The following is a 24,738-nucleotide window of genomic DNA, read 5'->3' as shown; positions in this document are numbered from 1 at the left end:
GATATTCCCGAGTCTCCTACTAATTAAACAATATAACCTATATTTCCCAATGAGCTTTAAACATATCCCTTTGGATATTATTAAATATTTGATAACATAAAAAGAAAAGCATTTGGAGTGACAGTGATGAACACAACGATAGAAACATTATTAAATCATCGGTCAATACGTAAGTTTACGGACCAATTATTAACTAAAGAACAAATACATACGATTGTAAAATGCGCACAAAGTGCCTCAACATCAAGTTTTATCCAGGCGTATTCCATCATCGGTGTTTCAGATGTTGAAAAAAAACAACAACTAGCGACTTTCGCTGGCAATCAAACATATGTAGAAGCAAATGGTCACTTTTTTGTTTTTTGTGCAGATTTGCATCGTCATGAAACTATTAGTGTAATGGAAAGAGAAAATTTAACAGATTCACTTGAAAGTATGGAAACATTTATGGTTTCTGTTATAGATGCAACGTTAGCAGCTCAAAATGCAGCAGTGGCAGCGGAATCACTAGGACTTGGCATTTGTTATATTGGAGGAATTCGGAACAAGATGAAGGAAGTGAGTGAACTATTAAATCTTCCTCATCACGTTATTCCGTTATTCGGTTTAGCTGTTGGGTATCCAGCACAAAACCCTGATGTGAAGCCGAGATTACTGTTAGAACATGTTTATCATGAAAATGAATATAACAGCAACAAAGAGGAACAACTAAAACAATTAGATCAATACAATGAAGTGATATCAGCTTATTACGAGGAACGTACTGGTGGAAAGCGGAATGATACGTGGACCTCTCAAATGGCTGGGATGTTAAAAAATCCGAAACGAAGAGATATGAAAGCTTTTGTGGAAGAGAAAGGCTTTGCGAAAAAGTAATCAAAATGCTAGAGATTAACCCCTAGCATTTTTCTTTTATATTTTTAGCCAAATAATAAGTATTGAAATAAAGAGAGCAACAGTCCCATAAGCAACAGCCAATGACAAGTGCTGCAGTTTGAATAATAAATATGCTGCAATAAAGAAAATAGAAAGCTCTAATCCTATTTTATAGATGCCAACTAATTTGAAGGTTGCCGCTGGTGAACCGAATAAAGCCCAAATAGTTGCGACAAGCAAAGGGATGAGAATAGCTCCCAACCATTTTGCCTTTTCATATCCCCAAAGACTATAAATGATGAGAGCTATAATTTCCCAACTGAATCGAATAGCCATTACGATAAATGCCAACGTAATCAACTCTCCTTTACATAAAAAAGCATACTAAAATAACTTGAATAGTATGCTTTAACCTGATTAGTTATATTTTATAAGATTGTTTCTTTCGCTTCGATAACTTTCTTTAGCTGTTTTAAGTGGTCACCATCTTCTTTTTGTAAAATCTTTTTAATGATGGGCTTAGATAGTTTCATCATAATACCAGTCGTATAAATATCCCCAGTGTATGTTACCTTTGTACCTTCAGCCGTATTTTCAAAAAAATAACGATACACTACTTTTAAACCGTTTGATTCACTCTTCACGGAGTATGTATTAGGTGGTTCATATTCTACTATTTCAATTATCGCAGAAGCTTTACGCCCTCTTATTTCACGTGTTTCTTTAAACTTCGTACCAGGTTGCACTGGTCCTTCTGTTACTTTTTCGATATGTGTTACATTGCTCATAATGTGGATAGAGTTTTGTAGATTAGCGGCATAGGAGAATACTTCTTCTAGTGGTTTTTCAATAATTACTGTATCGTGCAAATCGGCCATCATCCGTCCCCCATTCGGTCAACATTTTCTTTAACTATATCATTAATTAGACAATGAAGAAAAGGAGTAGCTAGTAGCTACTCCTTTAAAGTTTTGTAAATTATTTAGCCTCTAATCTACGAATACGCTCGTTTAAGTCTGGGTGTGTAGAGAAGAGTGAGCTTTTTTTCTTTCCGCTAATTTTTAGCGTAGCAACAGCTGTATCTTGCTCTTCTGTAATACGATTTGTATATTGTTGTAACGAACGTAATGCATGAACCATTTTATCTTTACCAGCTAAGTCTGCTCCACCGTTATCAGCATGGAACTCACGATAACGAGAGTATGCCATTACAACAATGCTTCCAAGGATAGAGAAAAGAATTTGGAATACTAAAATAGCAATAAAGTGTACAATAGGAGCTAAGTCTTCACGTACTACACGTGAAACAGCCCAAGCTGCAATACGAGCTAAGAATACAACGAATGTGTTGACGATACCTTGTAATAGCGTCATCGTTACCATGTCGCCATTCGCAATATGAGCAACCTCGTGTGCAATTACTCCTTCGATTGCATCTTCGTCCATCTCTTCTAATAAACCAGTAGATACAGCTACGAGAGAACGGTTTTTAGATGGCCCAGTAGCAAATGCATTTACTTCAGGTGAATGATAAATACCAACCTCGGGCATGCGTGTAATTCCAGCAGAACGGCTCATACGATGAACCATATCAACAATTTTTTGTTCACGTGGCGAAAGTGATCCATTTGGATCTAAAACTTGCACGTTCATCATTTTTTTCGCCATCCAGCGGGACATTAATAAAGAAATGAAGGCTCCAGTAAAACCAATGACAGCACTTAAAGCTAAAAGTGGCCCTAATACAAGCTGACCATCTTGGCCAATGTAACTACCAATTGGTAAAATAGTTAATACGATACCAATTGTTACTAAAACGAGAATGTTCGTTAAAAGAAAAAGTCCTATACGTTTACCCATTCTGTTAATTTCTCCTCCTACATGAAAAAAATATAAGTTCAAATGAACCTGTTTTTCTATTTATTTGTTATTATTATAGATGGTTGTCACACATTTTTCAATGAAAACCATTGTCTATTCATGACGAATAGAGATTTTCTCTGAAAATAACGAAAAGATTGAACGGGGTGTTGGCTATGAATAACGATTGGAGTCGTTATGAACTTGCACTACTATTACAATATTTACTACATGGTGAAAAAGAACGGGTTGAGCTACTCTTGCAACACAAAAAGGTGGAAGAACTTCCAGTAGTATTACGTAAAGTATTACAGCAAATTGCAGATAAAAATAAAGAGTTAGGGTTATCCATGTCTGAAATAGTAGAGCTTGGAAACATGCTAGAATGTTCCTTTTATAAAGAGACTTCATTGAAAAATTGGGTGAAGCGAGAAATAAAACAATTTATTGGAGTTCCTCATGTAGGGAAAAAGTATTCCATCCATCAAGCTGCCTTATTATATATTGTGAAAGATTTAAAGACTATTCTAGATTTCGATTTAATTCGTCACGTACTCGCACTAGTGTTTAACAATCCGATGGACCGTTCGGACGATCATTTAAGCCCGGCAGACTTTTTTCTACAATACGCACAAATGTATGAAAAATTAATGGTGAAAGAAAAGGTATTAACAGAAACTGTTGTTTCGAAAGAGGTTGAAGAATACGTTATGACATTACGCGTTGGTGATGAACAGAAAGAACATATAGCGGTAGCGTTTAAAACGGCCCTTCTTTCTACTAGAGCGTCCTATTTACGGGGGACAGCTTTAAAGTATATTAATGGAATGAATGCGCTTAACTAAATAGTTAAGTAGAGAAAGCTTGATAATATAAGTACTCTTATGGTATTTTCAATTCGAATAAAGGAAACATAAACGTAAAATATACTTTTATCCAATCGATAACAGTGTAAAAATTAGAAGGGAAGTTTTCATATGGCAAAACAGCAAATCGGTGTAATTGGTTTAGCAGTAATGGGGAAAAACTTAGCAATGAACATCGAAAGTAGAGGTTATTCCATTTCTGTTTTTAACCGTTCATCTGAGAAGGTTGATGAATTTCTACAAGAAACAGAAGGTAGAAACGTTGTAGGTACATATAGTATAGAAGAATTTGTTCAATCTTTAGAAACACCACGTAAAATTCTTTTAATGGTAAAAGCGGGCGCAGCGACTGATGCTACAATCGAATCATTAAAACCGCATTTAGATAAAGGTGATATTTTAGTGGATGGTGGAAATACACTATTTACTGATACTATTCGTCGTAATAAAGAACTTGCGGAACTTGGAATCCATTTCATAGGTACAGGTGTATCAGGTGGAGAAGAAGGAGCACTAAAAGGACCTTCTATTATGCCTGGTGGTCAAAAAGAAGCGTATGAACTAATGGAATCCGTTTTAAAAGACATTTCGGCAAAAGTAGATGGAGACCCTTGCTGTACGTATATCGGTCCAAACGGTGCTGGTCACTATGTGAAAATGGTACATAACGGTATTGAGTATGGAGACATGCAGTTAATTGCAGAAGCATATTTCATCTTGAAAAATGTACTAGGTTTAACAGCGCAAGAGCTTCATGAAGTGTTTGCAGAGTGGAATAAAGGTGAACTAGATAGTTACTTAATTGAAATTACAGCAGATATTTTCACTAAAGTGGATGAAGAAACAGGAAAACCGTTAGTAGACCTAATCCTAGATACTGCTGGTCAAAAAGGGACAGGAAAATGGACAAGTAAAGATGCTTTAGATTTAGGTGTACCACTACCGATTATTACAGAATCAGTATTTGCACGCTTTATCTCCGCGATGAAAGAAGAACGTGTAAAAGCTAGCGCTGTATTAAGTGGCCCTGAAGTACAAGGATATAACGGTGATAAAAAGCAGTTAATCGAAGCTGTTCGTAAAGCACTTTATATGAGTAAAATTTGCTCGTATGCACAAGGATTTGCACAATTAAGAGCAGCATCTGAAGAGTACGATTGGAACTTACAATACGGTGAGATTGCTATGATATTCCGCGGTGGTTGTATCATTCGTGCGCAGTTCTTACAAAAAATTAAAGAAGCGTATGACCGTGAAGCGAATTTACCAAACCTTTTATTAGATCCATATTTTAAAGAGATCGTAGAAGGGTATCAAGGCGCTCTTCGTGAAGTTATCGCTGTTGCTGTACAAAATGGTGTACCAATCCCAGCACTCTCTGGTGCGCTTTCTTACTTCGATAGCTACCGTACAGCGGTACTACCAGCTAACTTAATACAAGCACAACGCGATTACTTCGGTGCCCACACATACCAACGTGTAGACAAAGAAGGAGTCTTCCACACAGAATGGATGACAAAGTAAGAAGAAATGCGTAGGCGCTTTGCACAGCACCTAGCCGCCGTAGCTAAACAATAAGAAAAGCACTCTATTTAGCGATAGAGTGCTTTTTTTCATTTAATAAAGCTGTACGTTCCTTTTTACCTTTCCGAGCTAAACTAGTTAAATAAACCCCAGTGAAAATAAGGAAACCACCAACTAATTGGATGAGGGTAATTGTTTTACCTAATAGTAAACTTATAATCGCTGTAAACACAACGATTAAGTTCATAAAAACTCCAGCTCGACTTGCATCAATATGACGGAGAGCTATGTTCCAAAAAATAAAGGAACCGACCGATGGGAAAATCCCCATATAAATTAAACCGGCTAGTGTAAGGTTCTTTTCTGGAACTGTATAGCCATGCATGAACATAAAAGGTAATAAAAGAACTAAAGCAATCATGACAGATACTGTTGTTCCAGTTATAGGAGGAATTCTTTTTAACTTTTTATTCATAATGGAATATAAAGTCCAGCTGATTATTGCTAGTAGCATAATAAGATCGCCTAAATTAAAGTTTAGATGTAACAATTGACTTAAATTCCCTTCAGTCAAAATAAGAACAACACCAAACAATGAAACGATAAGACCTAATCCATTTTTTTTAGAAATTCTCTCTTTTAAAAGAACAGTCGAAAACAGCACAATGACAGCAGGGTTTATCGCATTTACAAGTGAAGCGTTCATTGGTGATGTAAACTGAAGGGCAGCATAAAGTAAAAAGTTGTAACCGATAATACCGAGAATGGCCATTAATAAAAGTACTTTCCATTCTTTCCAAACCGTCGACCAATTAGGTCGCTCTATATAATGAGCAAGTGGAAGCAATAGAATAAGTGCCAAAAACCATCTTGTAAACGTAATTTGAAGAGGATGTACTTCCGCCACTACATATTCTCCAAATACATAATTACCAGCCCAAAAAAGGTTTGCTAATAGCAAAAATAAGAAAACGAGATATTTATTCAAACGATGAACACTCCCTTCCAAGAGCAGTAATAGTATAAGTAATATATACGACTAACCTCCCTATTTTTCCTGTAAATAAAAACATTCAAATAAACGTTTGACTATATCAAATTAGATAAGTAAACTATATAATATAACAATCAAATGAATCTTTGAATGTAGGGGTGGGGAATAAATATGACAAAAGATGTATGCGAAATTACGTGTGTAGATGAAAATAAAGTAAAGAACGTTCAACAAAAATTAGTAGAACAAAGCCCAACAGAAGTAGCGAAAATTTTTAAAGCTTTATCGGATGATACACGTATTAAAATAGCTTATGCATTATCAATAGAGGACGAACTTTGTGTATGCGATGTAGCCAATATTGTCGGTGCTACAATAGCGACAACATCTCATCACTTAAGATTGCTAAAAAATTTAGGGTTAGCAAAATACGAAAAAAAGGGAAAATTAGTTTATTATTCGTTAGATGATGATCATGTGCGGCAGTTAATTGAAGTTGCTTTTGCTCATCAAAAGGAGGTTGCCGAAAATGAGCGAGCCAGCAAGGTTAAACAATGAGAAAACGGTATACCGAGTAAATGGTTTTACTTGTGCAAATTGTGCTGGTAAATTTGAGCGAAATGTAAAGGAACTTCCGGGCGTAGAAGATGCAAAGGTGAATTTTGGAGCATCTAAAATTTCCGTATACGGAGAAGCGTCTATTGAAGAACTCGAAAAAGCAGGTGCATTTGAGAATTTAAAATTAGAACCTGAAAAGTCTAAAATACAGCAACAATCAAATAAAGAAGAAAATACTGTTGAGAAAATACCTTTCTTAAAAAAGCATAGTACGTTACTACACGCAACGTTACTTTTAGTACTTGGTTACGTATCATTCTTTGTAAACGGGGAAGAAAATGTTGTAACGATACTTTTATTTTTAGCATCAATGGTAATCGGAGGGCTACCTCTCTTTAAAGTCGGATTTCAAAATTTATTACGACTAGAGTTTGATATGAGAACACTTATGACGGTAGCTGTTATAGGTGGGGCGATTATTGGTGAGTGGGGAGAAGTTGCGGTTGTAGTCATTCTTTTTGCTTTAAGTGAGGCACTTGAACGTTTCTCAATGGACCGTGCACGTCAATCGATTCGGTCATTAATGGATATCGCCCCTAAAGAAGCACTAATTCGTCGTAATGGACATGAGATAGTTGTTTCTGTTGCCGATATAAAAGTTGGTGACATTATGATCGTGAAGCCAGGGCAAAAGATTGCAATGGACGGTGTAGTTGTCCAAGGTTACTCAGCCGTGAATCAAGCAGCGATAACAGGCGAATCCGTTCCGATGGAAAAGACAGTTGATGATGAAGTTTTTGCAGGAACGTTAAACGAAGAAGGACTATTAGAGGTGAAAATAACGAAATTAGTAGAAGATACTACTATTTCGAAAATTATCCACCTTGTTGAAGAAGCGCAGGGTGAACGTGCCCCTGCACAAGCTTTTATCGATAAATTTGCTAAATATTACACACCAGCAATTATGGTTGTGGCGGCATTAGTTGCAATTGTCCCACCAATATTTTTTAACGGTAGTTGGGAAGCATGGGTTTATCAAGGCTTAGCGGTTCTAGTGGTAGGTTGTCCGTGTGCGTTAGTTATTTCTACTCCTATTTCAATAGTATCAGCTATTGGAAATGCTGCCAAAAATGGAGTGCTCATAAAAGGTGGAATTTATTTAGAACAAATCGGTGCGTTAAATGCGGTAGCATTTGATAAAACAGGGACACTAACGAAAGGGATCCCAGTTGTAACAGACTTTACCGTATTTAATAATGTAATGAACGAGCGTGACTTGCTAGCAAACATAACGGCTCTAGAGTACCGTTCCCAACATCCTCTAGCGTCAGCCATCATTAAGAAGGCTAATGAGGAGAATATTCCTTTTCATGATGTTCATGTGAGCGATTTTACATCCATAACAGGAAAAGGCCTTAAAGGAACGATAGATGGCGTCTCTTACTATATCGGAAGTCCAACGCTCTTTCGTAACCTTTCTTCGTCTCTTTTTACTTCTGAAATAGAAGAAGCGGTACTAAATCTCCAAGGTCAAGGAAAAACAGTAATGGTAGTTGGGACGGAAAAAACAATATTAGCTGTCATAGCTGTTGCAGATGAAGTGAGAGAATCAAGTCAAGAAGTGATCCAAAAGCTGCACGGACTTGGCATTAGAAAAACAATTATGCTTACCGGTGACAATAAAGGAACAGCAAATGCAATTGGGAATCATGTTGGCGTTACCGATATTAAAGCGGAGCTATTGCCGCAAGATAAGTTAGATTATATTAAACAGTTAAGAGCAGAATATGGAAACGTTGCAATGATTGGGGACGGTATTAACGACGCTCCTGCACTAGCCGCTTCTACTGTCGGAATAGCGATGGGCGGAGCAGGTACTGATACGGCATTAGAAACAGCTGACGTAGCGTTAATGGCGGACGATTTAAGAAAGCTTCCATTTACAGTTAAATTAAGCCGAAAAGCATTAAATATTATAAAGATGAACATTGCATTTGCGATTTCAATAAAATTTATTGCGTTGTTACTAGTCATTCCTGGTTGGTTAACATTATGGATTGCGATTCTTTCAGATATGGGGGCAACCATTTTAGTGGCCTTAAATAGTATGCGACTGATGAGAGTAAAGGAATAGATAAAAGAAAAAAGACCGTTGTAACGGTCTTTTTTTAATTATTGAACTGGCCACCAATGAGTACCTTCATTTTGAAGAAGCTCATCCGCTTTTTTAGGCCCCATTGAGCCAGACTCATAGTTAGGGAAGTCATATGCTTTTGTACTTTCCCACGCTTGTGAAATTTGGTCTATAAAGCTCCATGATAAAGCAACTTCGTCCCAATGAGTAAAGTTCGTCATATCTCCTCGCATGCAATCGTAAATTAAACGCTCATACGCCTCAGGAGTGTTAATTCCATCAATACTAGAACTACTATAAGCAAGCTTAATTGGTGTAGTGGAAATGTCTTTACCTGATTTTTTAACATTAAGGTGCAACGTAATTCCTTCCTCCGGCTGTATATGGATAACGAGAAGGTTAGGTTCTACTTTTTCACCACGATTATAATATAGGTTCATCGGTATATCTTTAAACTGAACGATAATTTTCGTTGATTTTGCCGCCATTCGTTTACCAGTACGAATATAAAAAGGTACTCCAGCCCAACGGAAATTATCAATAAGAAGTTTTCCAGCTACGAATGTTTCGGTATTAGAATCAGGATCTACCGATTTTTCTTCGCGATAACCTTTCACTTCTTTTTCGTCCATCAATCCAGCGCTATATTGACCGCGAACGAAATAATCATCCACTTCATCTTGTGAGAACGGACGTAATGCCCGTAACACTTTTACTTTTTCACTACGAATTTCACGCGGATTTAACTTAATGGGTGGCTCCATCGCCAGAAGCGCAACCATTTGTAGCATATGGTTTTGCACCATATCGCGAAGGGCACCGGAGCTTTCGTAATATCTTCCGCGGTCTTCTACACCTAACGTTTCACTAGATGTAATTTGAATGTTAGATATGTATCGGTTATTCCATAACGGTTCGAATATCGCATTCGAGAAACGGATAACTTCAATGTTTTGCACCATCTCTTTACCTAAGTAATGATCAATTCGGTATATTTCTGATTCGTCAAAAGCCTCTCGTAATTCACTATTTAGTTTTTGCGCAGAAGGTAAATCACGTCCAAACGGCTTTTCAATCACTAATCGTTTCCAACCTGATGTTTCCGTTAAACCTTCAGCTTTAAGGTTAGATGCAATTGTACCGAAAAACTCAGGAGCCATCGCTAAGTAAAAGATACGATTGCCGTCCGTGTTATAATCACCATCAAGAGTCCCCATTAATTGTTTTAAAGCTTGATAGGAGGAACTGCTTGTTACATCGAACGGTTGGTAATAAAAGTGTGAACTGAACTCCTCTACCTCATTAGTAGAGCCAGCGCTTTGTACTGATTTTGTTACATTTGCACGGAAATCTTCATTACTTAAAGGTGAACGTGCAACGCCAATAACCGCAAAATTTTTCGAAATACTACCGTTTTTATACAGTCGGTAAATAGAAGGAAATAGTTTTCTTTTTGCAAGATCTCCAGTTGCTCCAAAAATAACAATAATCGATTTAGGGTTTTCTATCATACTCACAGTAAGAACCTCTCTTTTATGTAAAAAATAAAATCACTTTTATGGTGTAAACGTAACTTCTCCTAATATCTCCTACTAACACGAGAAATACCATATTATAATATAACAATATGTAAAAAGATGATATGGGAAGGTCTTAGTCGTTCAGCTTTTAAAAGAATTATATTACAATACTTTTAAAAGTGCATAATAAAATGTCTGTATATGTCGAAAATTCGTTTAAAAAGCTATTTATATAATAGTAGCAGAATTAATAACAATTGTCAGTGAATTAATACCAAGCTATATTAGTAGCCCTTAAGCTTTATTTTCACCAAAAATACAAAATATATGGTAAAGTAATAAGGGAATTTTTTTATATTAGGAGAGAAACATGAATTGTCCTGTTTGGAATAAGCTGTTGCGTGAAGAAGAGAGCAAACCTTATTATACACAACTAATGAAATTTATTGATAATGAATATAAAAAGTATACGGTTTATCCAGCTAAAGAACAAATTTTTACTAGCCTCGAAGCGACTCCTTATGAAGAGGTAAAGGTCGTTATTTTTGGACAAGACCCTTATCACGGTCAAGGACAAGCGCATGGCTTAAGTTTTTCTGTTTTGCCAGGTTCACCGATACCTCCTTCGTTACGAAATATGTTTAAAGAATTAGAAGATGATTTATCTGTTCCATATCCTAAACATGGTTATTTACTTCCGTGGGCAAAGCAAGGAGTTTTATTGCTTAATACGGTATTAACGGTTCGAGAAGGAGAAGCCAATTCCCATAAAGGAAAAGGGTGGGAAACGCTAACCGACCAAATTATTAAAAGGTTAAATGAGCGGAAAAAGCCAATTGTCTTTATTTTATGGGGAAAACAGGCGCAACAAAAAGAAACGCTTATTACAAATGAACATCATTATATTTTGAAAAGTGTTCATCCGAGCCCTCTGTCAGCGAGAAGAGGTTTTTTTGGCAGCAAGCCATTTTCTAAAACAAATGCTTTTTTACAATCAAAAAATATAACGAAAATTCAGTGGGAGATATAGAGGTGGTGGAAGGTTGAAACAATTAAAAAACAACGTAAGAAAGATTGTGGAACATAAATATTTTACGAATATTGTTATCACTGTTATTCTTTTAAACGCGATAATGATTGGATTAGAAACGTACCCTGTTTTATATAGCGAAAACGAATTTATTTTTCATCTTTTCGAAGTTTTCTTCCTTTGGTTCTTTACGATAGAAATTGCGATGAGAATGCTATCAGAAAAGAAATTATTTCATTTCTTTAAAAGTAGCTGGAACGTTTTTGACTTTATTATCGTCGCCGGAGTTTTATTATTTAGTGGAACGTACTTCTTATCCGCAATCCGTATTTTACGTGTATTCCGAGTATTAAGAGCGATTACGGTTATTCCGTCCTTGCAACGATTAGTTACAGCATTTTTAAAGACAATCCCATCACTCGGTACGATTATGATCCTACTAGGGTTACTATTTTATATTTTTGCTGTATTAGGTGTCCTATTTTACCGAGAAATTTCACCTGAATATTTTGGGTCCTTGCATTTAGCGTTTATCACACTATTTCAAGTTATTACGCTAGAGTCGTGGGCGAGTGGTATTTTCCGGCCAATATTTGAAGCGAGCCCTCTTTCTTGGATTTATTTCATTTCGTTTATCCTTATCGGAACGTTTATCGTATTGAACTTAGTAGTAGGGGAACTTTTAAACAACATACAGGAAACGAGAGAAGAAGAGAGGAAAGAAGATAAAGTAGAGTTAACGAGAAAAGAGCTAGATAAACTCTCGAATGAAATTGCAGAATTGAAACAATTGTTATTACAAAAAGATGTGAAAAAGTGAGGAGAAGAATTTTATCTTTTCCTCTTTTTTATGTAAAGAAAAGGCTTTAAAGGTCGATATAAAAGATAGATAAATAAACAAGTTTGCGCAAACGGTTTCACTATGAGGGGGTTCAACGGATGAGCATTAAAAAGAAGCTATTTTTACTAGCAATAACTCTTGGAATTATTGGAGTGCTTGCATCAAGCATCATTTGGGTTGCGAATACAAGAGTCGAAACAAGTACAACAAAAATGGATGAAACAGCACTATTAAATGAATCGTATTTTCAGTTGTATCAATCCTATCAAACAACGTTGTCGAATATGTATCACCTTCTGAGTACAGGGTACTCCATTAAACATATTGAAACAGTAGAAGGAAACATCAAGGCAAGCGAGCAATACTTTCAAGAATTTGAAAATTATTTTCTTCAATACGAGGAGCTAGCACATTGGCAACAATATTTTTCCTTATCAATAAAAACGATAGATGACCAATTTTCACTCATTCGTGATGTGAATAATGGAGCGAACATGGACCGTTACCGTGTACCTGTTTCTGAACAATTAGCAAGCGCAAGAACGCAATTAGAAAGAGCCAATACGGAAATAATGAAATTCCTTCAAACTAATAATGAACTAGAGCGAACTATGCTTGTACAAACGCTTCAAACGAGTAACTCATTAATTTTTGCGGTTATGGTTGTTATCGTGTTATTACCAATGATAGCGCTTTTATCGTTTGGCCGTTCCTTAACGAAAGGGATAAATCAATTAATGAAGAGAGTAAAAGCGTATCAGGAAGGTAATTTTGAGCTGGAATTGTTGTCCAAGGATAAAAGAGGAGACGAATTTGGACAAGTGGAAATTTCATTAACAGAAATGGGCCAGAAAATAGATTTACTATTAACAGGAAGTAAGCAAGCAAATGAAAAGCTACAGCAAGTAATGGTCGATTTAATAGACGCGTCCGAACGTAATATCGGACTATCATCAACAATTAAAGACCAATCAACGGGGGCAACGGAAAAAGTAGCTGCTCAATATGAAGGAACGTCGGCTATTTCTGCCGTTACAGAGGAAGCTTCTGCTAGTACAGAAGAAATTTATAGCATCGTCGATGAAATGAAAAAAAACCTAAAAGAAATGAACACGATGTCCGAAAAAGGTTCGGGAGCATTAAATGAAGTTGCACAACAAATGCAGAAATTTACGGATGATACAGAAAAATTAGTACAACAGTTCGAACTCATTACAGATAGTATTGAAGCGGCCCAAACGTTTTTAGCTAATATTAATGAGATTACGAATCAAACCAACTTGTTAGCATTAAATGCATCGATTGAGGCAGCAAGAGCAGGTGAAGCGGGGAAAGGCTTTGCTGTTGTTGCAACGGAAATCCGTAAACTATCGAAACAAACAGATGAATTTGCAAATGAAATTAAACAAATTATCGGCACTGTAGAAGGGAACGCTAAAGAAATATCAACGGAGTTTCTACAATTCAAAGGGCAATTACAGCATACTAATGAACAGAATAAACGATCGTCCTCTATTTTTAATCAAATTGCAGTAAGAAGTGGTAACCTACTGGAACAAGGATCACATATTACCGTTGCGATGGAGGAAATTAGTTTAGGAGTGACCGACATCGTTCATTCGGTTAATGACCTTGTCACTTCATCTGCAGATGCAACAAAACAAATGGAACAAGTAGTTGCAACGACAGACAAACAAGTAAACATATCTTATCAAATAAAGAAAACATCAGATCTATTACAAGAAACATCAAACCAACTAGAACAAAATATGAGAAGTATTAAATAAAGTTGGACTAGTTAAATTTAAAGGAAGTGGGGAAGCGCGTAGATTTCTCCACTTTTTTGTATTTGTTTTGGAGTGGTTTGGATATTTGCCTTTTACAAAGATCCATTGAAAAATAGAGCCCCATTTTTTGTGCCACCGAGATTAGTTTTTGAGCCAACTGCTCCGCGAATTGTGCCATGGGAATCCATTTATGAGCCAATCGCTCTGCGTTTTGTGCCACGGGAATCAATTTATGAGCCACCAGTAACTAAATAGTAATAATCCGAAGCACTTTCCAAAAGAACTTCCCTACAAATCGTGCTACAATAGGCAAAGGGGAGGTTTGTCGAACGATGACAAATGAAAAAAGAATAAACTGCTTACACTGTAAACATTATTACGTCACTTGGGATAGGAAATACCCAAAAGGCTGCCGCGCATTCGGTTTCAAAACGAGCACAATGCCCTCACTTACAGTATTCCGATCATCAGGTAGTCCATGTATGAACTATACAGATAAAAGAAAAAATGGATAAAGTGAAACTTCAATCAATGGTACACTGATTGTTAGTTGAACCAATCGGGGTGTTAGCTCTTTTTGGCACCGACCACCCTATCTAAGAGCATCTTTTAATAAAGGAGATCAACTATGCAAAAGAAAAAAATATGGCCATGGGTTATCGGCCTTTCCATCGCAATAAACGCACTAGTCGTCATTTTATTTTTCTTACCCGAACAAGAACAATTTGCTAACAGAGACTTAACCGTATTACCGATGATGAACGCAATTTTCAATAGCTTTACCTTTCTATTTTTAATTGGTGCACTCGTTGCGATAAAGAATAAAAATATTACGATTCATCGTCGTTTCATTTACGCAGCATTTACGACTACTGCATTATTTTTAGTAACGTACGTAACGTACCATGCCTTAACCGAATCAACACCTTTTGGTGGAGAAGGAATAATCCGATCTATTTATTTCTTTATCCTTCTTACACATATAGTACTTGCGGCAATTATCGTCCCACTCGCATTGTTTTCCTTTGCATACGGAATTACGATGCAAAAAGAAAAACACCGTAAAATTTCGAGATGGACAATGCCTATATGGTTATATGTTAGTTTAACTGGTGTTCTCGTCTACTTAATGATTTCGCCATATTATTAAATAAGGAGACTAAAAAAGCATGACTATTTCATTAACGAAAGTATTGGAACAAGTAGAGCTTGAAGTAAATCGAGCAAAACAAACAACAAAAACAAGTGAACAGAGAGAGAGACTTGCTGCAATTAAATCACTATGTGAACTGGCATTAGCTGATGAAGTAAAAAATGACGTAGAACGTCAATCATTTACAACAACTGCACCTAAGGCACCTACCTTTGCTTCCAATGTAGTTGGGCAAACACCACCTCAAACGATTCAAACAAAACCAATGGCAGAATTAGATGCGAATGGTGATTCGATATTTGATTTTTAGTCCCTTCCTAAACTACCGCATGTTACCATCATATTTTTTATGAGTAGTGCAACAATATAAACACCCAACAAGCATGGGAGGTGTTTATGTTGCAAGGAAGTGGAAATACAACGTTTGTTGGTTTAGGATTAATCAATCAAAACGAGAATTTTACAAAGATTTCACATGATCGCTATGAAGTATATGTGAATGGTGATTATGTTGGACAAAAGCCATTATTAGCAGCGTCTGAAGATATTACAAGTGTGAACGATTTTCTTCATTCTCACGGTTATAACAACTTTGTAGGACATTTAGACGGTGATCATTATAATATAGAATCTAATTATAGAGATGATGAGCTTAAACAAGCGTTAAAAATATATCTTCATACTAGGTAAACAAAACGCCCTCGGTCCATAGTAGCCATGAACCATAGGGCGTTTTATTTTATTCAGTAGTTGTATTTAAAGAGCAGGAGTTAAGCTTGTATGCTTCTTCTAATGTAGTTCGCTGAAAACGAATTTTCCCGCCTGGAGGAAGCTGGGCAAGTTTTCGAATGTCAGCTTTTATGATAGTCCCGATACGAGGATATCCACCAGTCGTTTGCCGATCAGCAAGAAGTACGAGTGGTAGCCCATTACGAGGAACTTGAATACCACCAAATGGTATAGCATCAGATGAAATATCTCCACTTCCAACTACTTCGAGTGGTTGCCCATCTAATCGTGCTCCCATTCGATCCGTTTGTTTAACTGTATAGGTAGTAGAAAAGAAACGTTGAAGGCTATCGTTTGTAAAGTGTTTTTCATGTGGACCGGGAATTACCCGTACAGTTTGTTCTTTCGGAAAAGACGGAATCATTTTTTTGGAAAGAAACCTGTTCCTATAAGTAGAAAGCTTCTGTCCGTACAGCGTATCTCCATCATGAATGGCTGTACCGATGTTAGCCTTATTGTAGTAAGATTTACTACCGAGCACTTCCACAACAGAAAAACCACCACGAACGGCTAAATAAGCGTAAATACCTTCACTTGTGCCTGGAAAAGAAAGAACATCTCCTTTTTGCACCTTTATCGATTTCCACATTGGGAAGGCAACGCCATTAAGTCTAGGGTTTATATTTGCTCCACATACAGCTATCATTGCTTCGTCTGCAAGCAATTGTAATGTTGGTCCTATTAACCCCATTTCCATACATGCCTCGTTTCGAACATTGCCGACGAGCCTATTAGCCTGTTCAAAAGAATATGAATCCATCACACCGGAAACTACTACACCTTTTGCCTGATAGCCAAGTCGTCCACTATCTTGAAAGCTAGTGAGTAGCCCTTTTTTCTTTACGATAAAGAGGGGATAAGTCATTGTTTCCACCTCGCTACAGACTGTACAGAAAACCCTTCTTCTTTTAGCATGGAATAGATCTGTTTTCCTAGCAGTAATGCATCTTTATTATCACCGTGTAAGCAAATCGTATCAGCTTTAATACTAATTTCTTTTCCTTCTAAAGTTGTAACCTTTCCGTGACTAACCATCTGACGTACTTGACTTAACACTTTTTCGCTATCATGAATAACTGCCCCGTCCAATGATCTTGGAGATAATGCCCCGCTCGCAACGTACGTGCGGTCGGCAAATACTTCAGATGCTGTTTGTAATCCTGCTTCTTTTCCAGCTTGAATTAATAAACTTCCACTTAAACCATACAATATTAACGAATCATCAAAATGTTTAATAGCATCGGCAATTGCCCCGGCAATTTTTTTATTTTCCGCAGCAACGTTATAAAGTGCCCCGTGTGGTTTTACGTGATGTAACGGTACATCGTATGCCCGGCAAAATGCATGCAGTGCTCCAAGTTGATATAAGACGAGTTGGTACGCTTCCTTCGCTGTAACAGGTAAGTTTCTTCGTCCGAAGTGTGACAAATCTTGAAAACCGGGATGAGCACCGATACTCACACCATTTTCTTTTGCAAGTCTTACTGTCCGCTCCATCACAGCTGGATCTCCAGCGTGAAATCCACATGCAATGTTAATAGAAGAAACGTACGGTATTATTTTTTCATCATTTCCTATTTTGTATGGACCGAAGCTCTCTCCTTGGTCGCAATTTAAATCAATCGTTTTCATGCGAAATAATCTCCTTTCGCCAATTCCTATTTTCATTTACTTTCTTCACCCAGGAACTCCATTCTGTTTCTGTAATAGAAATGAATTGAACGGTGTCTCCCTCCTGAAAAAGAAACGGCTCTTTACTTTCCGGTTGAAACAGGGGAAGTGGGGTTTTTCCGATAATGTTCCAACCTCCAGGAGAGTTTATCGGATAAATTCCTGTTTGCTCTCCACCAATCCCAACAGAGCCAGCATCGACTAGTAGACGGGGGTCTTGCCGTCTTGGAGTATGTAAGTAGTTTGATAGGCCGGTTAAATATGGGAAGCCAGGTAAAAATCCTAACATCGCTACTCGGTAGAAAGGTTGTGTATGCTCCTCGATGATCGTACTTACCTTTTTTTGATGGTAATCAGCTACTTCTTTTAAATCAGGTCCATCGTATAAAACCGGTACGATAACTTTTCGCAAAAGGCCAGTAGCTTTTTCAATGTCGATATTTTGTAATAGCTTTGTTAGTATTTCCTCTAAACGATAATAGTTAGTTTGTGGATATTGATAGTAAACAGTGATAGTAGTGAGTCCTGGGGTAATATCCGTTACTCCGTAAATATCTTTTTGACGTAGTAATGTTAGGATAGAAGGAATATACGCAGAGCTACTTTTAGGAAATTCAATTCTAATTGCTTGGTCGCCAATCGGTTGGTAATTGATTTTCATGCTCTTCCACCCTCATTTCATTAGGAAATTTACTTTTCTCTTATTATAATATAGAGATAAGGAGGCATGTACAAAATGAGTTTATTTATTATACTTGCAGCAGTTAATGCATTTTTAGCAGTAGCATTAGGAGCGTTCGGTGCTCACGGATTAGAAGGGAAAATTTCAAACGATATGTTAGAAGTGTGGAAAACAGGTGTAACCTACCAAATGTTTCACGCTGGAGGACTTTTCGTCATTGCGTTTTTAATAGACAGATGGGGCCAAACATCGTTACTAAACGCCGCTGGTTGGTCAATGTTTATTGGAATCATTCTATTCTCAGGGAGCCTTTACGTACTAAGCACCTCTGGAATAAAAATTCTAGGAGCAATCACCCCACTAGGCGGAGTAGCCTTTTTAATTGCCTGGACACTAATTATCATCTCAGCACTTAAAGCATAACAACACAAATTAGATTGCTTACAGAGTAGACATATAAAAGTAGCGAAGTGAAACAGGGCAGTTTTTACATAACTCTATGGTTTAAAGGTGACTGCCATGTAAAAGGGAAGTTTGCACCATGAAATATGAAAATAGAGTGAAGGCTTATCCAGTATAGAACCGTGAGTGACTCGGAGCGGAGAGAACTTGACTCCGGCGGGAAGAAGAGGGAAGGTCGAGACCCCACAGGCGCAGCCGAGGAGGCTCGACTCCACGAAAAGCGTAGGCGCATCGGTCTGGCCCGTACAAACTGGAGCAGTCCGGTAGGAGATAAAGGAAACCCGACGAAACGTTAGTTGAGTCGATGTTGACTTATCGTACGGACGGACTGGGAAGTTTGATAGGGCCAATGCGCTGGAGCTAGACATCTCCCCGCGGAAAGCAAGTTCTCGTAGCGAAGAGGAACGGATAACTTTTTACCTCAACCTTTATTTAAGGTAGACAATTAAAAAAAAGAGACTGCCACAAAAGTGACAGTCTCTTTTCACACAATAAGTATTCTAATTACCTTGAGGGATAAGCAGACAGCCCAGGAGCAGCACCAAACGGATAATCGTATTCAATTTCTTCATCAAATGTTACATAATCTAAGTATACCATCAACAATAAATAACGTTTACCAGTCTGTGGATCACTTAAAATCAGATGATCACGCCCGGCAGCCTCAATAATCCCTTTGAAAATTTTCGCATTCCACTCTCTATTATTTTCAAAAGTCATATAAACAGTAGCAAGCTTCCCTCTGTTTAAACGTAAAATATTTTCAACATAAGATTGCTCTAACGGTAACATGCCCGGTACGTCTTGCGGAGCTGCTTGAAAAGAAGGCATTTTATAACCAGTTTGTTGCCCAGCTACTTGCCCCGGCGAAAATCCAGCAGCCATACCCGGTTGTCCCCCATAATATTGGGCATAAGGATTCGAGCTATATCCCATTTGAGGATATCCCCCACTTGGAAATTGACCTTTCATGAAACAAAACCTCCTCTTAATTTCTGCTTTCTCTCTATAGTTGTAAAGCTTATAAGCTAGAGAAAGAAATTGATTTGGCATAAAAACACAATACGTTAAAAAGGACGGTAAGAGACATTCATACAATAATGAATTTACACTACTTGATTGTATGAAGAAGGTAGAAAATATATGCTTTCTAATTTTGTAAAAAGATAGAAGAGAATCGAGGAACCTATTTCTATTAAGAAGTGTAAAGAAAAACAGAGGGAGCTATTTAGTAGTATGTTAAAAAATATTTTGCCCAGAAAAAAACGCTAGGTATCACGTACCTAGCGAAATTGATGTTTAAATAGAAAAAAGTGTATTTACTTTATCTTCTTCTAAAATATTTCCAACAAAGAAAGTTCCGAAGTCGCCATAACGAGCACTTACTTCGTCAAAGCGCATTTCGTATACTAACTTTTTAAATTGAAGAGCATCATCGGAAAATAATGTTACTCCCCACTCGTAGTCATCAAAACCGACAGAACCAGTAATAACTTGCTTTACTTTCCCAGCATATGAACGACCAATCATCCCGTGGCTACGCATTAAGCTTCGGCGCTCTTCCATTGGCAGCATGTACCAGTTATCGTTGCCGTCACGTTTTTTATCCATTGGATAGAAACAAACGTGTTTTGCTTTCGGTAACTCTGGATATAATCTCGCTAAAATTTGTGGGTTTTCGTACGGATTTTCCCCAGCAGGTAAGTAGTTACTCAATTCTACGATAGATACATAGGAATACGTAGGAACCGTATATTGTGCTAGAAGTGATTTATTAAACTCATTTTCGATTTCATTTAATTCTTCTAGAGTTGGGCGTAAAATCATCATCATAAAATCAGCTTTTTGACCAACGATGGAATAAAGCGCATGACTACCATTTTTCGCTTTTTCAACAGTATTCCATTTTTCTACTAAACCTAAAAACTCATTGATCGCTGCTTGACGTTCTTCATTTGATAATGTTTTCCAAACTCCCCAATCGATAGTACGGAAATCGTGTAGACAATACCAACCATCAAGCGTTTGTGCTGCTTCACTCATGTAAATCTCTCCTTTTAAAAATTCATATTATTAAAAAAGGACAAGCCTTTATGTATATATCCTTACTATATCACAGTTTGCCCTTACTACCTCTTTATAAAACCTTAAAAATGTGTGACGTATTTATGAATACGAAACGGTATCCTAGAGAAAATAGAAGAGGAAAGGTTATAGAAATTGTTTGTTTTTTTAAAAAATAAAGAATTTAATTTGGAAGCGTTGTCAGCAAGGGTAAGTAGTTGCTTTTCCTTTTCGTTGCAGTATCCTTAAGGGTAGATTAGATTAAAACATTATCAAGGAGTGACTTTTGTGAGCGATTTATTTGCAGCTTTAAAGGATAAATTAGCTGGTAAAAGCATTAGTATCGTATTTCCAGAAGGAAACGATGAGCGTGTATTATCAGCAGCAGTACGTTTAGGGGAAGAAAAAATTGTGAAGCCGATTGTTATCGGTTCTGAAACGGAAGTAAAAGGATTAGCGGATCAATTAGGTCTTTCTTTAGAGGCGATCGATTTATATGACCCAGCTACATACGGTGAAATGGATGAGTTAGTAACTGCGTTTGTTGAGCGTCGAAAAGGAAAAGCAACAGAAGAAGATGCTAGAAAAATTCTACAAACTCCAAACTACTTCGGTACTATGCTTGTGCATGTAAACAAAGCACACGGTTTAGTAAGTGGGGCAGCACATTCAACGGCAGATACAGTTAGACCTGCTCTTCAAATTATAAAAACGAAGGAAGGCGTAAGTAAAACTTCTGGTGTATTCATTATGGTTCGTGGCGATGAGAAATATGTGTTCGCAGACTGTGCGATTAACATTGCACCAGATAGTAAAGATCTAGCTGAAATCGCAATCGAAAGTGCAGCAACTGCTCAAATGTTCGGCATTGAACCACGTGTTGCGATGCTTAGCTTTTCAACAAAAGGTTCTGCAAAATCTTCAGAAACAGAACGCGTAGTGGAAGCAGTCCAAATTGCAAAAGACCGTGAGCCGAACTTAACGCTAGACGGAGAATTCCAATTTGACGCAGCATTTGTTCCATCTGTAGCAGAGAAAAAAGCTCCAGGTTCTGAAATTAAAGGCGATGCGAATATTTTTGTATTCCCAAGTTTAGAAGCTGGTAACATTGGATACAAAATTGCACAACGTTTAGGTAATTTTGAAGCGGTAGGTCCAATCCTTCAAGGTTTAAACAAACCAGTAAACGATCTTTCTCGTGGTTGTAGTACAGAAGATGTTTATAAATTAGCGTTAATTACAGCTGGTCAAGCTGTACAATAACATGACAAAATACCATTGTTCTGAAAAAGGGCGATGGTATTTTTTCTTTTATTCATTTTCGTGTAAACTTATAGGAAGGAAAACTAAATTGCAGGAGCATGAACAAATGGATAATAACGAATTAAATATACTGAAACAACCGTCTTGGAGGATTATTGACCAATCTTCATTAGGTCCAACATTTCAAGCGTTACAATCTTTTGCGATGGACGATACGTTATGTACGTCTGTTGGAAAAGGAATTTCTGGAGCTGTATGCCGGACTTGGGTTCATCAAAATACAGTTGTGTTAGGTGTTCAAGATACTAGATTACCTTATTTACAAGATGGGATTTCATATTTGAACTCTTTAGGATATGAAGTGATAGTACGTAATTCAGGCGGTTTAGCAGTCGTACTAGACGAAGATGTATTGAATATTTCACTTATTTTCCCTGAAGCCGAAAAAGGAATTGATATAAGTAGAGGCTATGATGCGATGTGGGAATTAATTAAGTATATGTTCCGTGATTTTCCTGCTAGGATTGAGGCGAAAGAAATAGTAGGCTCTTATTGCCCGGGAAGCTATGATTTAAGTATCGATCATAAAAAGTTTGCTGGAATTTCGCAGCGCAGAATAAAAAATGGTGTTGCCGTGCAAATATATTTAAGCGTCCGAGAACAAAAAGAGAACCGCGCTGATATGATACGGCAGTTTTACGAAAAAGCATCTCGCCATGAACAAGGGTTAAAATTCGACGTGCCCAACATTAAACCAGAAGTAATGGCATCGCTATCCGATTTACTGCAAACACCATTAACCGTTCAAGACACAATGTTACGACTTCTTCACGCATTAAACTACCTTGGAGACCGATTAATTTCAAGCCAACTAGATGGGGAAGAAATAACACTGTATCAACAATACTTTAATCGCGTTCTAGAACGGAACAACAAGCTCTTAGAACACGTTCGATAAAGGATCAGGAGATGAACAGCCTGAGGGTGATGGTGCGTCAAAATAACGCAGAAGTGCGTCAATAAATTTTGCAGGAGTGTCAAAAAACCGCGGAAGTGCTTCAATAAATTTTGCAGGTGCGTCAAAAAACCGTGGAAGTGCGTCAATAAATTTTCCAAGTGCGTCAAAAAACCGCGGAAGTGCGTCAATAAATTTTCCAAGTGCGTCAAAAAACCGTGGAAGTGCGTCAATAATTTTGCAGGTGCGCCAAAAAATCAAGGAAGTGCGTCAATTAAATTTTCAAACGCATCTAAAAATTACAGGAAACACGTAAATAAACTCCGACTGCTGAAAAAAAATACGACGACACACATATTTCTTGCCACCCAATCTATAATTTTCAAAAGAAAAAACATCCAAACAATGAATGAAACCAATTGTTTGGATGTTTTTTATATTATTATTCCGCTAGTTTCTCTAAATTACCGTTTCGGTCCATCATAAACTTTGACGGCACTCTTTCATCCTCATCAAATAATACGAGCTTGCGTGCGCGGTTCATGATTTTCATTAAAGTTTCGTAATCTTCTTGAACAGTATCCTGTTCTTCCCTTAACTTTTGAATACGTTTTTCTAGCTCCGCATTCTTTCTTGCAAATTCTTCATTTTCTTTTGCTAGTCTTTCATTTTCACGCTCTAACGCCGATTGACGTACGTTTGAATGTTTTATTGATTGTAAGAAAGCAATCACATCCTCAACCGTCATACTATTACTTCTCGGTTTAGAAGAAGTCATAGTAGGAACAGTTTCCTGCGCCATTTCGGCCATCGGGCTAGGGCTAGTATTTTGCTCTAGCACAAAAGGAATATCTTCTAAAGTTGGCTCAGGTGGTGTATATAATAACTTTTTAGTAGGTTGTCCTAGCGCGCGTTGTCTTTGTTTACGCTGCTTTTTTGCTAATTGTAACGCCTTTTCGTAATTATGACGTACAACCGCATTCCATCGGAAGCCACATGCTGCAGAAGTACGGTTTAATTTATCACCGACTTCCTCAAACGCATTCAATTGCGTGCTTCCTTCACGAACATGTCTTAATACTGTTTCGGCTAATAGTAAGTCATCCTCTTCAGACCATGCATCTTGACGTTCTTTCATGTATTGACCACACCTTTCTATATATCTTGTTTTTCATGTTTTGAAAGAATAAAACATCCCTACGATTATTGTGGTCAACTGGAAAAATATTTATACATATTAGTAGAAAAATTAATAGATTCATGCAATTTAGCTAAGGAAACAATGTAAATAAACAGGAATTTACCAACTTCAACTCTCTTGCATTGTCTTGCAAATACATGTACAATACCTCTTAGTGAAAAAGAGACGTGGTTCCTTTACGTCTTTTATATCGTGGAAGAAGGGATTGTAATAGACCATGGCGAATGAATTTCGGATCTGTGACGATTGCCAGGCTACAAATATAAAAACGTTAGTGCCTAAATTAAAAAAAGTAGACGCCGAAGCAGCAATTGACATCGGCTGTCAATCATATTGTGGACCGGGTAGAAAGAAATCCTTTGCTTTTGTTAATAACCGTCCTCTATCAGCACCAACAGAAGACGAACTAATCGAAAAAATAGAAAAAAAACTAAACAAATAAAATCGCCTTTGACATTCCCTAAGGTGATTTTTTTCTTTCTATATATCAATTTATCGAACTAAAACT

The 24,738-nt window shown here is 37.2% G+C and carries 26 protein-coding genes; 15 read left to right on the top strand and 11 right to left on the bottom strand.

Features of this window, described 5'->3' with window-relative positions; all coding sequences use genetic code 11:
- The first annotated feature begins 126 nt into the window (after positions 1-126).
- Positions 127-876: an oxygen-insensitive NADPH nitroreductase gene (nfsA, locus tag O1A01_RS24700; protein WP_066416040.1), complete on the top strand. Its 750-nt coding sequence runs from the start codon at positions 127-129 to the stop codon at positions 874-876.
- A gap of 36 nt (positions 877-912) precedes the next feature.
- Here nfsA and O1A01_RS24695 read toward each other — a convergent pair whose 3' ends face one another.
- From O1A01_RS24695 to htpX, 3 genes are all read right to left on the bottom strand, one after another.
- Entirely contained in the window at positions 913-1,227 is a 315-nt protein-coding gene (locus tag O1A01_RS24695) for a YrdB family protein (protein WP_066416043.1), read from the bottom strand.
- Positions 1,228-1,304: 77 nt separating this feature from the next.
- Positions 1,305-1,757 carry an SRPBCC family protein gene (locus tag O1A01_RS24690; protein WP_270065287.1) on the bottom strand — a complete coding sequence of 151 codons (453 nt, stop codon included), beginning with the start codon at positions 1,755-1,757 and terminating at the stop codon, positions 1,305-1,307.
- A gap of 97 nt (positions 1,758-1,854) precedes the next feature.
- Positions 1,855-2,736, bottom strand: a complete 882-nt coding sequence (htpX, locus tag O1A01_RS24685) for a protease HtpX (protein WP_066416049.1) — start codon at positions 2,734-2,736, stop codon at positions 1,855-1,857.
- A 176-nt stretch (positions 2,737-2,912) separates the two neighbouring features.
- Between htpX and O1A01_RS24680 the strand changes: the two genes are divergently transcribed.
- Complete coding sequence (locus O1A01_RS24680; RefSeq protein WP_270065286.1) at positions 2,913-3,581, top strand: DUF1836 domain-containing protein; 669 nt, start codon at positions 2,913-2,915, stop codon at positions 3,579-3,581.
- A gap of 132 nt (positions 3,582-3,713) precedes the next feature.
- Positions 3,714-5,126: an NADP-dependent phosphogluconate dehydrogenase gene (gndA, locus tag O1A01_RS24675; RefSeq protein WP_270065285.1), complete on the top strand. Its 1,413-nt coding sequence runs from the start codon at positions 3,714-3,716 to the stop codon at positions 5,124-5,126.
- Between the two features lie 64 nt (positions 5,127-5,190).
- Here gndA and O1A01_RS24670 read toward each other — a convergent pair whose 3' ends face one another.
- Entirely contained in the window at positions 5,191-6,114 is a 924-nt protein-coding gene (locus O1A01_RS24670; RefSeq protein WP_270065284.1) for a DMT family transporter, read from the bottom strand.
- Between the two features lie 177 nt (positions 6,115-6,291).
- On the opposite strand from O1A01_RS24670, the gene O1A01_RS24665 reads away from it, so the two are divergent.
- The gene (locus O1A01_RS24665; RefSeq protein WP_066416057.1) at positions 6,292-6,678 is read left to right on the top strand and encodes an ArsR/SmtB family transcription factor; all 387 of its coding nucleotides are present in this window, start codon (positions 6,292-6,294) and stop codon (positions 6,676-6,678) included.
- Positions 6,650-8,812 carry a heavy metal translocating P-type ATPase gene (locus O1A01_RS24660; protein ID WP_066416060.1) on the top strand — a complete coding sequence of 721 codons (2,163 nt, stop codon included), beginning with the start codon at positions 6,650-6,652 and terminating at the stop codon, positions 8,810-8,812. Before O1A01_RS24665 ends, O1A01_RS24660 begins: the two co-directional genes overlap by 29 nt.
- A gap of 38 nt (positions 8,813-8,850) precedes the next feature.
- On the opposite strand, the gene zwf is transcribed toward O1A01_RS24660, so the two are convergent.
- Positions 8,851-10,323, bottom strand: coding sequence for a glucose-6-phosphate dehydrogenase (zwf, locus tag O1A01_RS24655; protein WP_066416087.1), 1,473 nt, complete (start codon positions 10,321-10,323; stop codon positions 8,851-8,853).
- Between the two features lie 379 nt (positions 10,324-10,702).
- Here zwf and O1A01_RS24650 point away from each other — a divergent pair, with 379 nt between their 5' ends.
- From O1A01_RS24650 to O1A01_RS24620, 6 genes are all read left to right on the top strand, one after another.
- On the top strand, positions 10,703-11,362 hold the full coding sequence (locus O1A01_RS24650) for a uracil-DNA glycosylase (protein ID WP_270065283.1): 660 nt from the start codon (positions 10,703-10,705) through the stop codon (positions 11,360-11,362).
- A gap of 13 nt (positions 11,363-11,375) precedes the next feature.
- Positions 11,376-12,182: an ion transporter gene (locus O1A01_RS24645; protein ID WP_270065282.1), complete on the top strand. Its 807-nt coding sequence runs from the start codon at positions 11,376-11,378 to the stop codon at positions 12,180-12,182.
- A gap of 119 nt (positions 12,183-12,301) precedes the next feature.
- The gene (locus O1A01_RS24640; RefSeq protein ID WP_270065281.1) at positions 12,302-13,990 is read left to right on the top strand and encodes a methyl-accepting chemotaxis protein; all 1,689 of its coding nucleotides are present in this window, start codon (positions 12,302-12,304) and stop codon (positions 13,988-13,990) included.
- 628 nt (positions 13,991-14,618) lie between these two features.
- The gene (locus tag O1A01_RS24630; RefSeq protein WP_066416070.1) at positions 14,619-15,140 is read left to right on the top strand and encodes a DUF420 domain-containing protein; all 522 of its coding nucleotides are present in this window, start codon (positions 14,619-14,621) and stop codon (positions 15,138-15,140) included.
- Positions 15,141-15,159: 19 nt separating this feature from the next.
- The gene (locus O1A01_RS24625; protein WP_270065280.1) at positions 15,160-15,453 is read left to right on the top strand and encodes a YwdI family protein; all 294 of its coding nucleotides are present in this window, start codon (positions 15,160-15,162) and stop codon (positions 15,451-15,453) included.
- Positions 15,454-15,539: 86 nt separating this feature from the next.
- Complete coding sequence (locus tag O1A01_RS24620; RefSeq protein ID WP_270065279.1) at positions 15,540-15,833, top strand: hypothetical protein; 294 nt, start codon at positions 15,540-15,542, stop codon at positions 15,831-15,833.
- 49 nt (positions 15,834-15,882) lie between these two features.
- Here O1A01_RS24620 and O1A01_RS24615 read toward each other — a convergent pair whose 3' ends face one another.
- Genes O1A01_RS24615 through pxpB form a run of 3 tightly spaced genes read right to left on the bottom strand, consistent with a single transcriptional unit; the run spans position 15,883 to position 18,264 of the window.
- A complete protein-coding gene (locus O1A01_RS24615) occupies positions 15,883-16,797 on the bottom strand; it encodes a 5-oxoprolinase subunit C family protein (protein WP_270065278.1) in 915 nt (304 codons plus the stop codon).
- Entirely contained in the window at positions 16,794-17,564 is a 771-nt protein-coding gene (locus O1A01_RS24610) for a LamB/YcsF family protein (protein WP_270065277.1), read from the bottom strand. The genes O1A01_RS24615 and O1A01_RS24610 overlap by 4 nt, the downstream gene beginning before the upstream one ends.
- Positions 17,551-18,264 carry a 5-oxoprolinase subunit PxpB gene (gene pxpB, locus O1A01_RS24605; protein ID WP_270065276.1) on the bottom strand — a complete coding sequence of 238 codons (714 nt, stop codon included), beginning with the start codon at positions 18,262-18,264 and terminating at the stop codon, positions 17,551-17,553. Before pxpB ends, O1A01_RS24610 begins: the two co-directional genes overlap by 14 nt.
- Positions 18,265-18,339: 75 nt before the next feature.
- Here pxpB and O1A01_RS24600 point away from each other — a divergent pair, with 75 nt between their 5' ends.
- Positions 18,340-18,708, top strand: coding sequence for a DUF423 domain-containing protein (locus O1A01_RS24600; protein ID WP_066416083.1), 369 nt, complete (start codon positions 18,340-18,342; stop codon positions 18,706-18,708).
- A gap of 543 nt (positions 18,709-19,251) precedes the next feature.
- Here O1A01_RS24600 and gerQ read toward each other — a convergent pair.
- Positions 19,252-19,719: a spore coat protein GerQ gene (gene gerQ / locus O1A01_RS24595; RefSeq protein ID WP_174522399.1), complete on the bottom strand. Its 468-nt coding sequence runs from the start codon at positions 19,717-19,719 to the stop codon at positions 19,252-19,254.
- A 327-nt stretch (positions 19,720-20,046) separates the two neighbouring features.
- Positions 20,047-20,790, bottom strand: a complete 744-nt coding sequence (hemQ, locus tag O1A01_RS24590) for a hydrogen peroxide-dependent heme synthase (protein WP_066421946.1) — start codon at positions 20,788-20,790, stop codon at positions 20,047-20,049.
- A 309-nt stretch (positions 20,791-21,099) separates the two neighbouring features.
- On the opposite strand from hemQ, the gene pta reads away from it, so the two are divergent.
- Together pta and O1A01_RS24580 are read left to right on the top strand one after the other, a co-directional pair.
- Positions 21,100-22,074: a phosphate acetyltransferase gene (pta, locus tag O1A01_RS24585; protein WP_066421944.1), complete on the top strand. Its 975-nt coding sequence runs from the start codon at positions 21,100-21,102 to the stop codon at positions 22,072-22,074.
- Between the two features lie 106 nt (positions 22,075-22,180).
- A complete protein-coding gene (locus O1A01_RS24580) occupies positions 22,181-23,032 on the top strand; it encodes an octanoyl-[GcvH]:protein N-octanoyltransferase (RefSeq protein ID WP_066421942.1) in 852 nt (283 codons plus the stop codon).
- Between the two features lie 439 nt (positions 23,033-23,471).
- On the opposite strand, the gene O1A01_RS24575 is transcribed toward O1A01_RS24580, so the two are convergent.
- Complete coding sequence (locus O1A01_RS24575; RefSeq protein ID WP_066422041.1) at positions 23,472-24,167, bottom strand: RsfA family transcriptional regulator; 696 nt, start codon at positions 24,165-24,167, stop codon at positions 23,472-23,474.
- Positions 24,168-24,447: 280 nt separating this feature from the next.
- On the opposite strand from O1A01_RS24575, the gene O1A01_RS24570 reads away from it, so the two are divergent.
- On the top strand, positions 24,448-24,672 hold the full coding sequence (locus O1A01_RS24570) for a YuzB family protein (RefSeq protein ID WP_066422044.1): 225 nt from the start codon (positions 24,448-24,450) through the stop codon (positions 24,670-24,672).
- Positions 24,673-24,738: the final 66 nt, after the last annotated feature.

Origin of the sequence: Sutcliffiella sp. NC1 (assembly GCF_027594365.1) — a bacterium.
Lineage (GTDB): Bacteria > Bacillota > Bacilli > Bacillales > Bacillaceae_I > Sutcliffiella > Sutcliffiella cohnii.
Note: the sequence above shows the minus strand (reverse complement) of the source record. Positions and strands in the feature narration are given on the sequence as shown.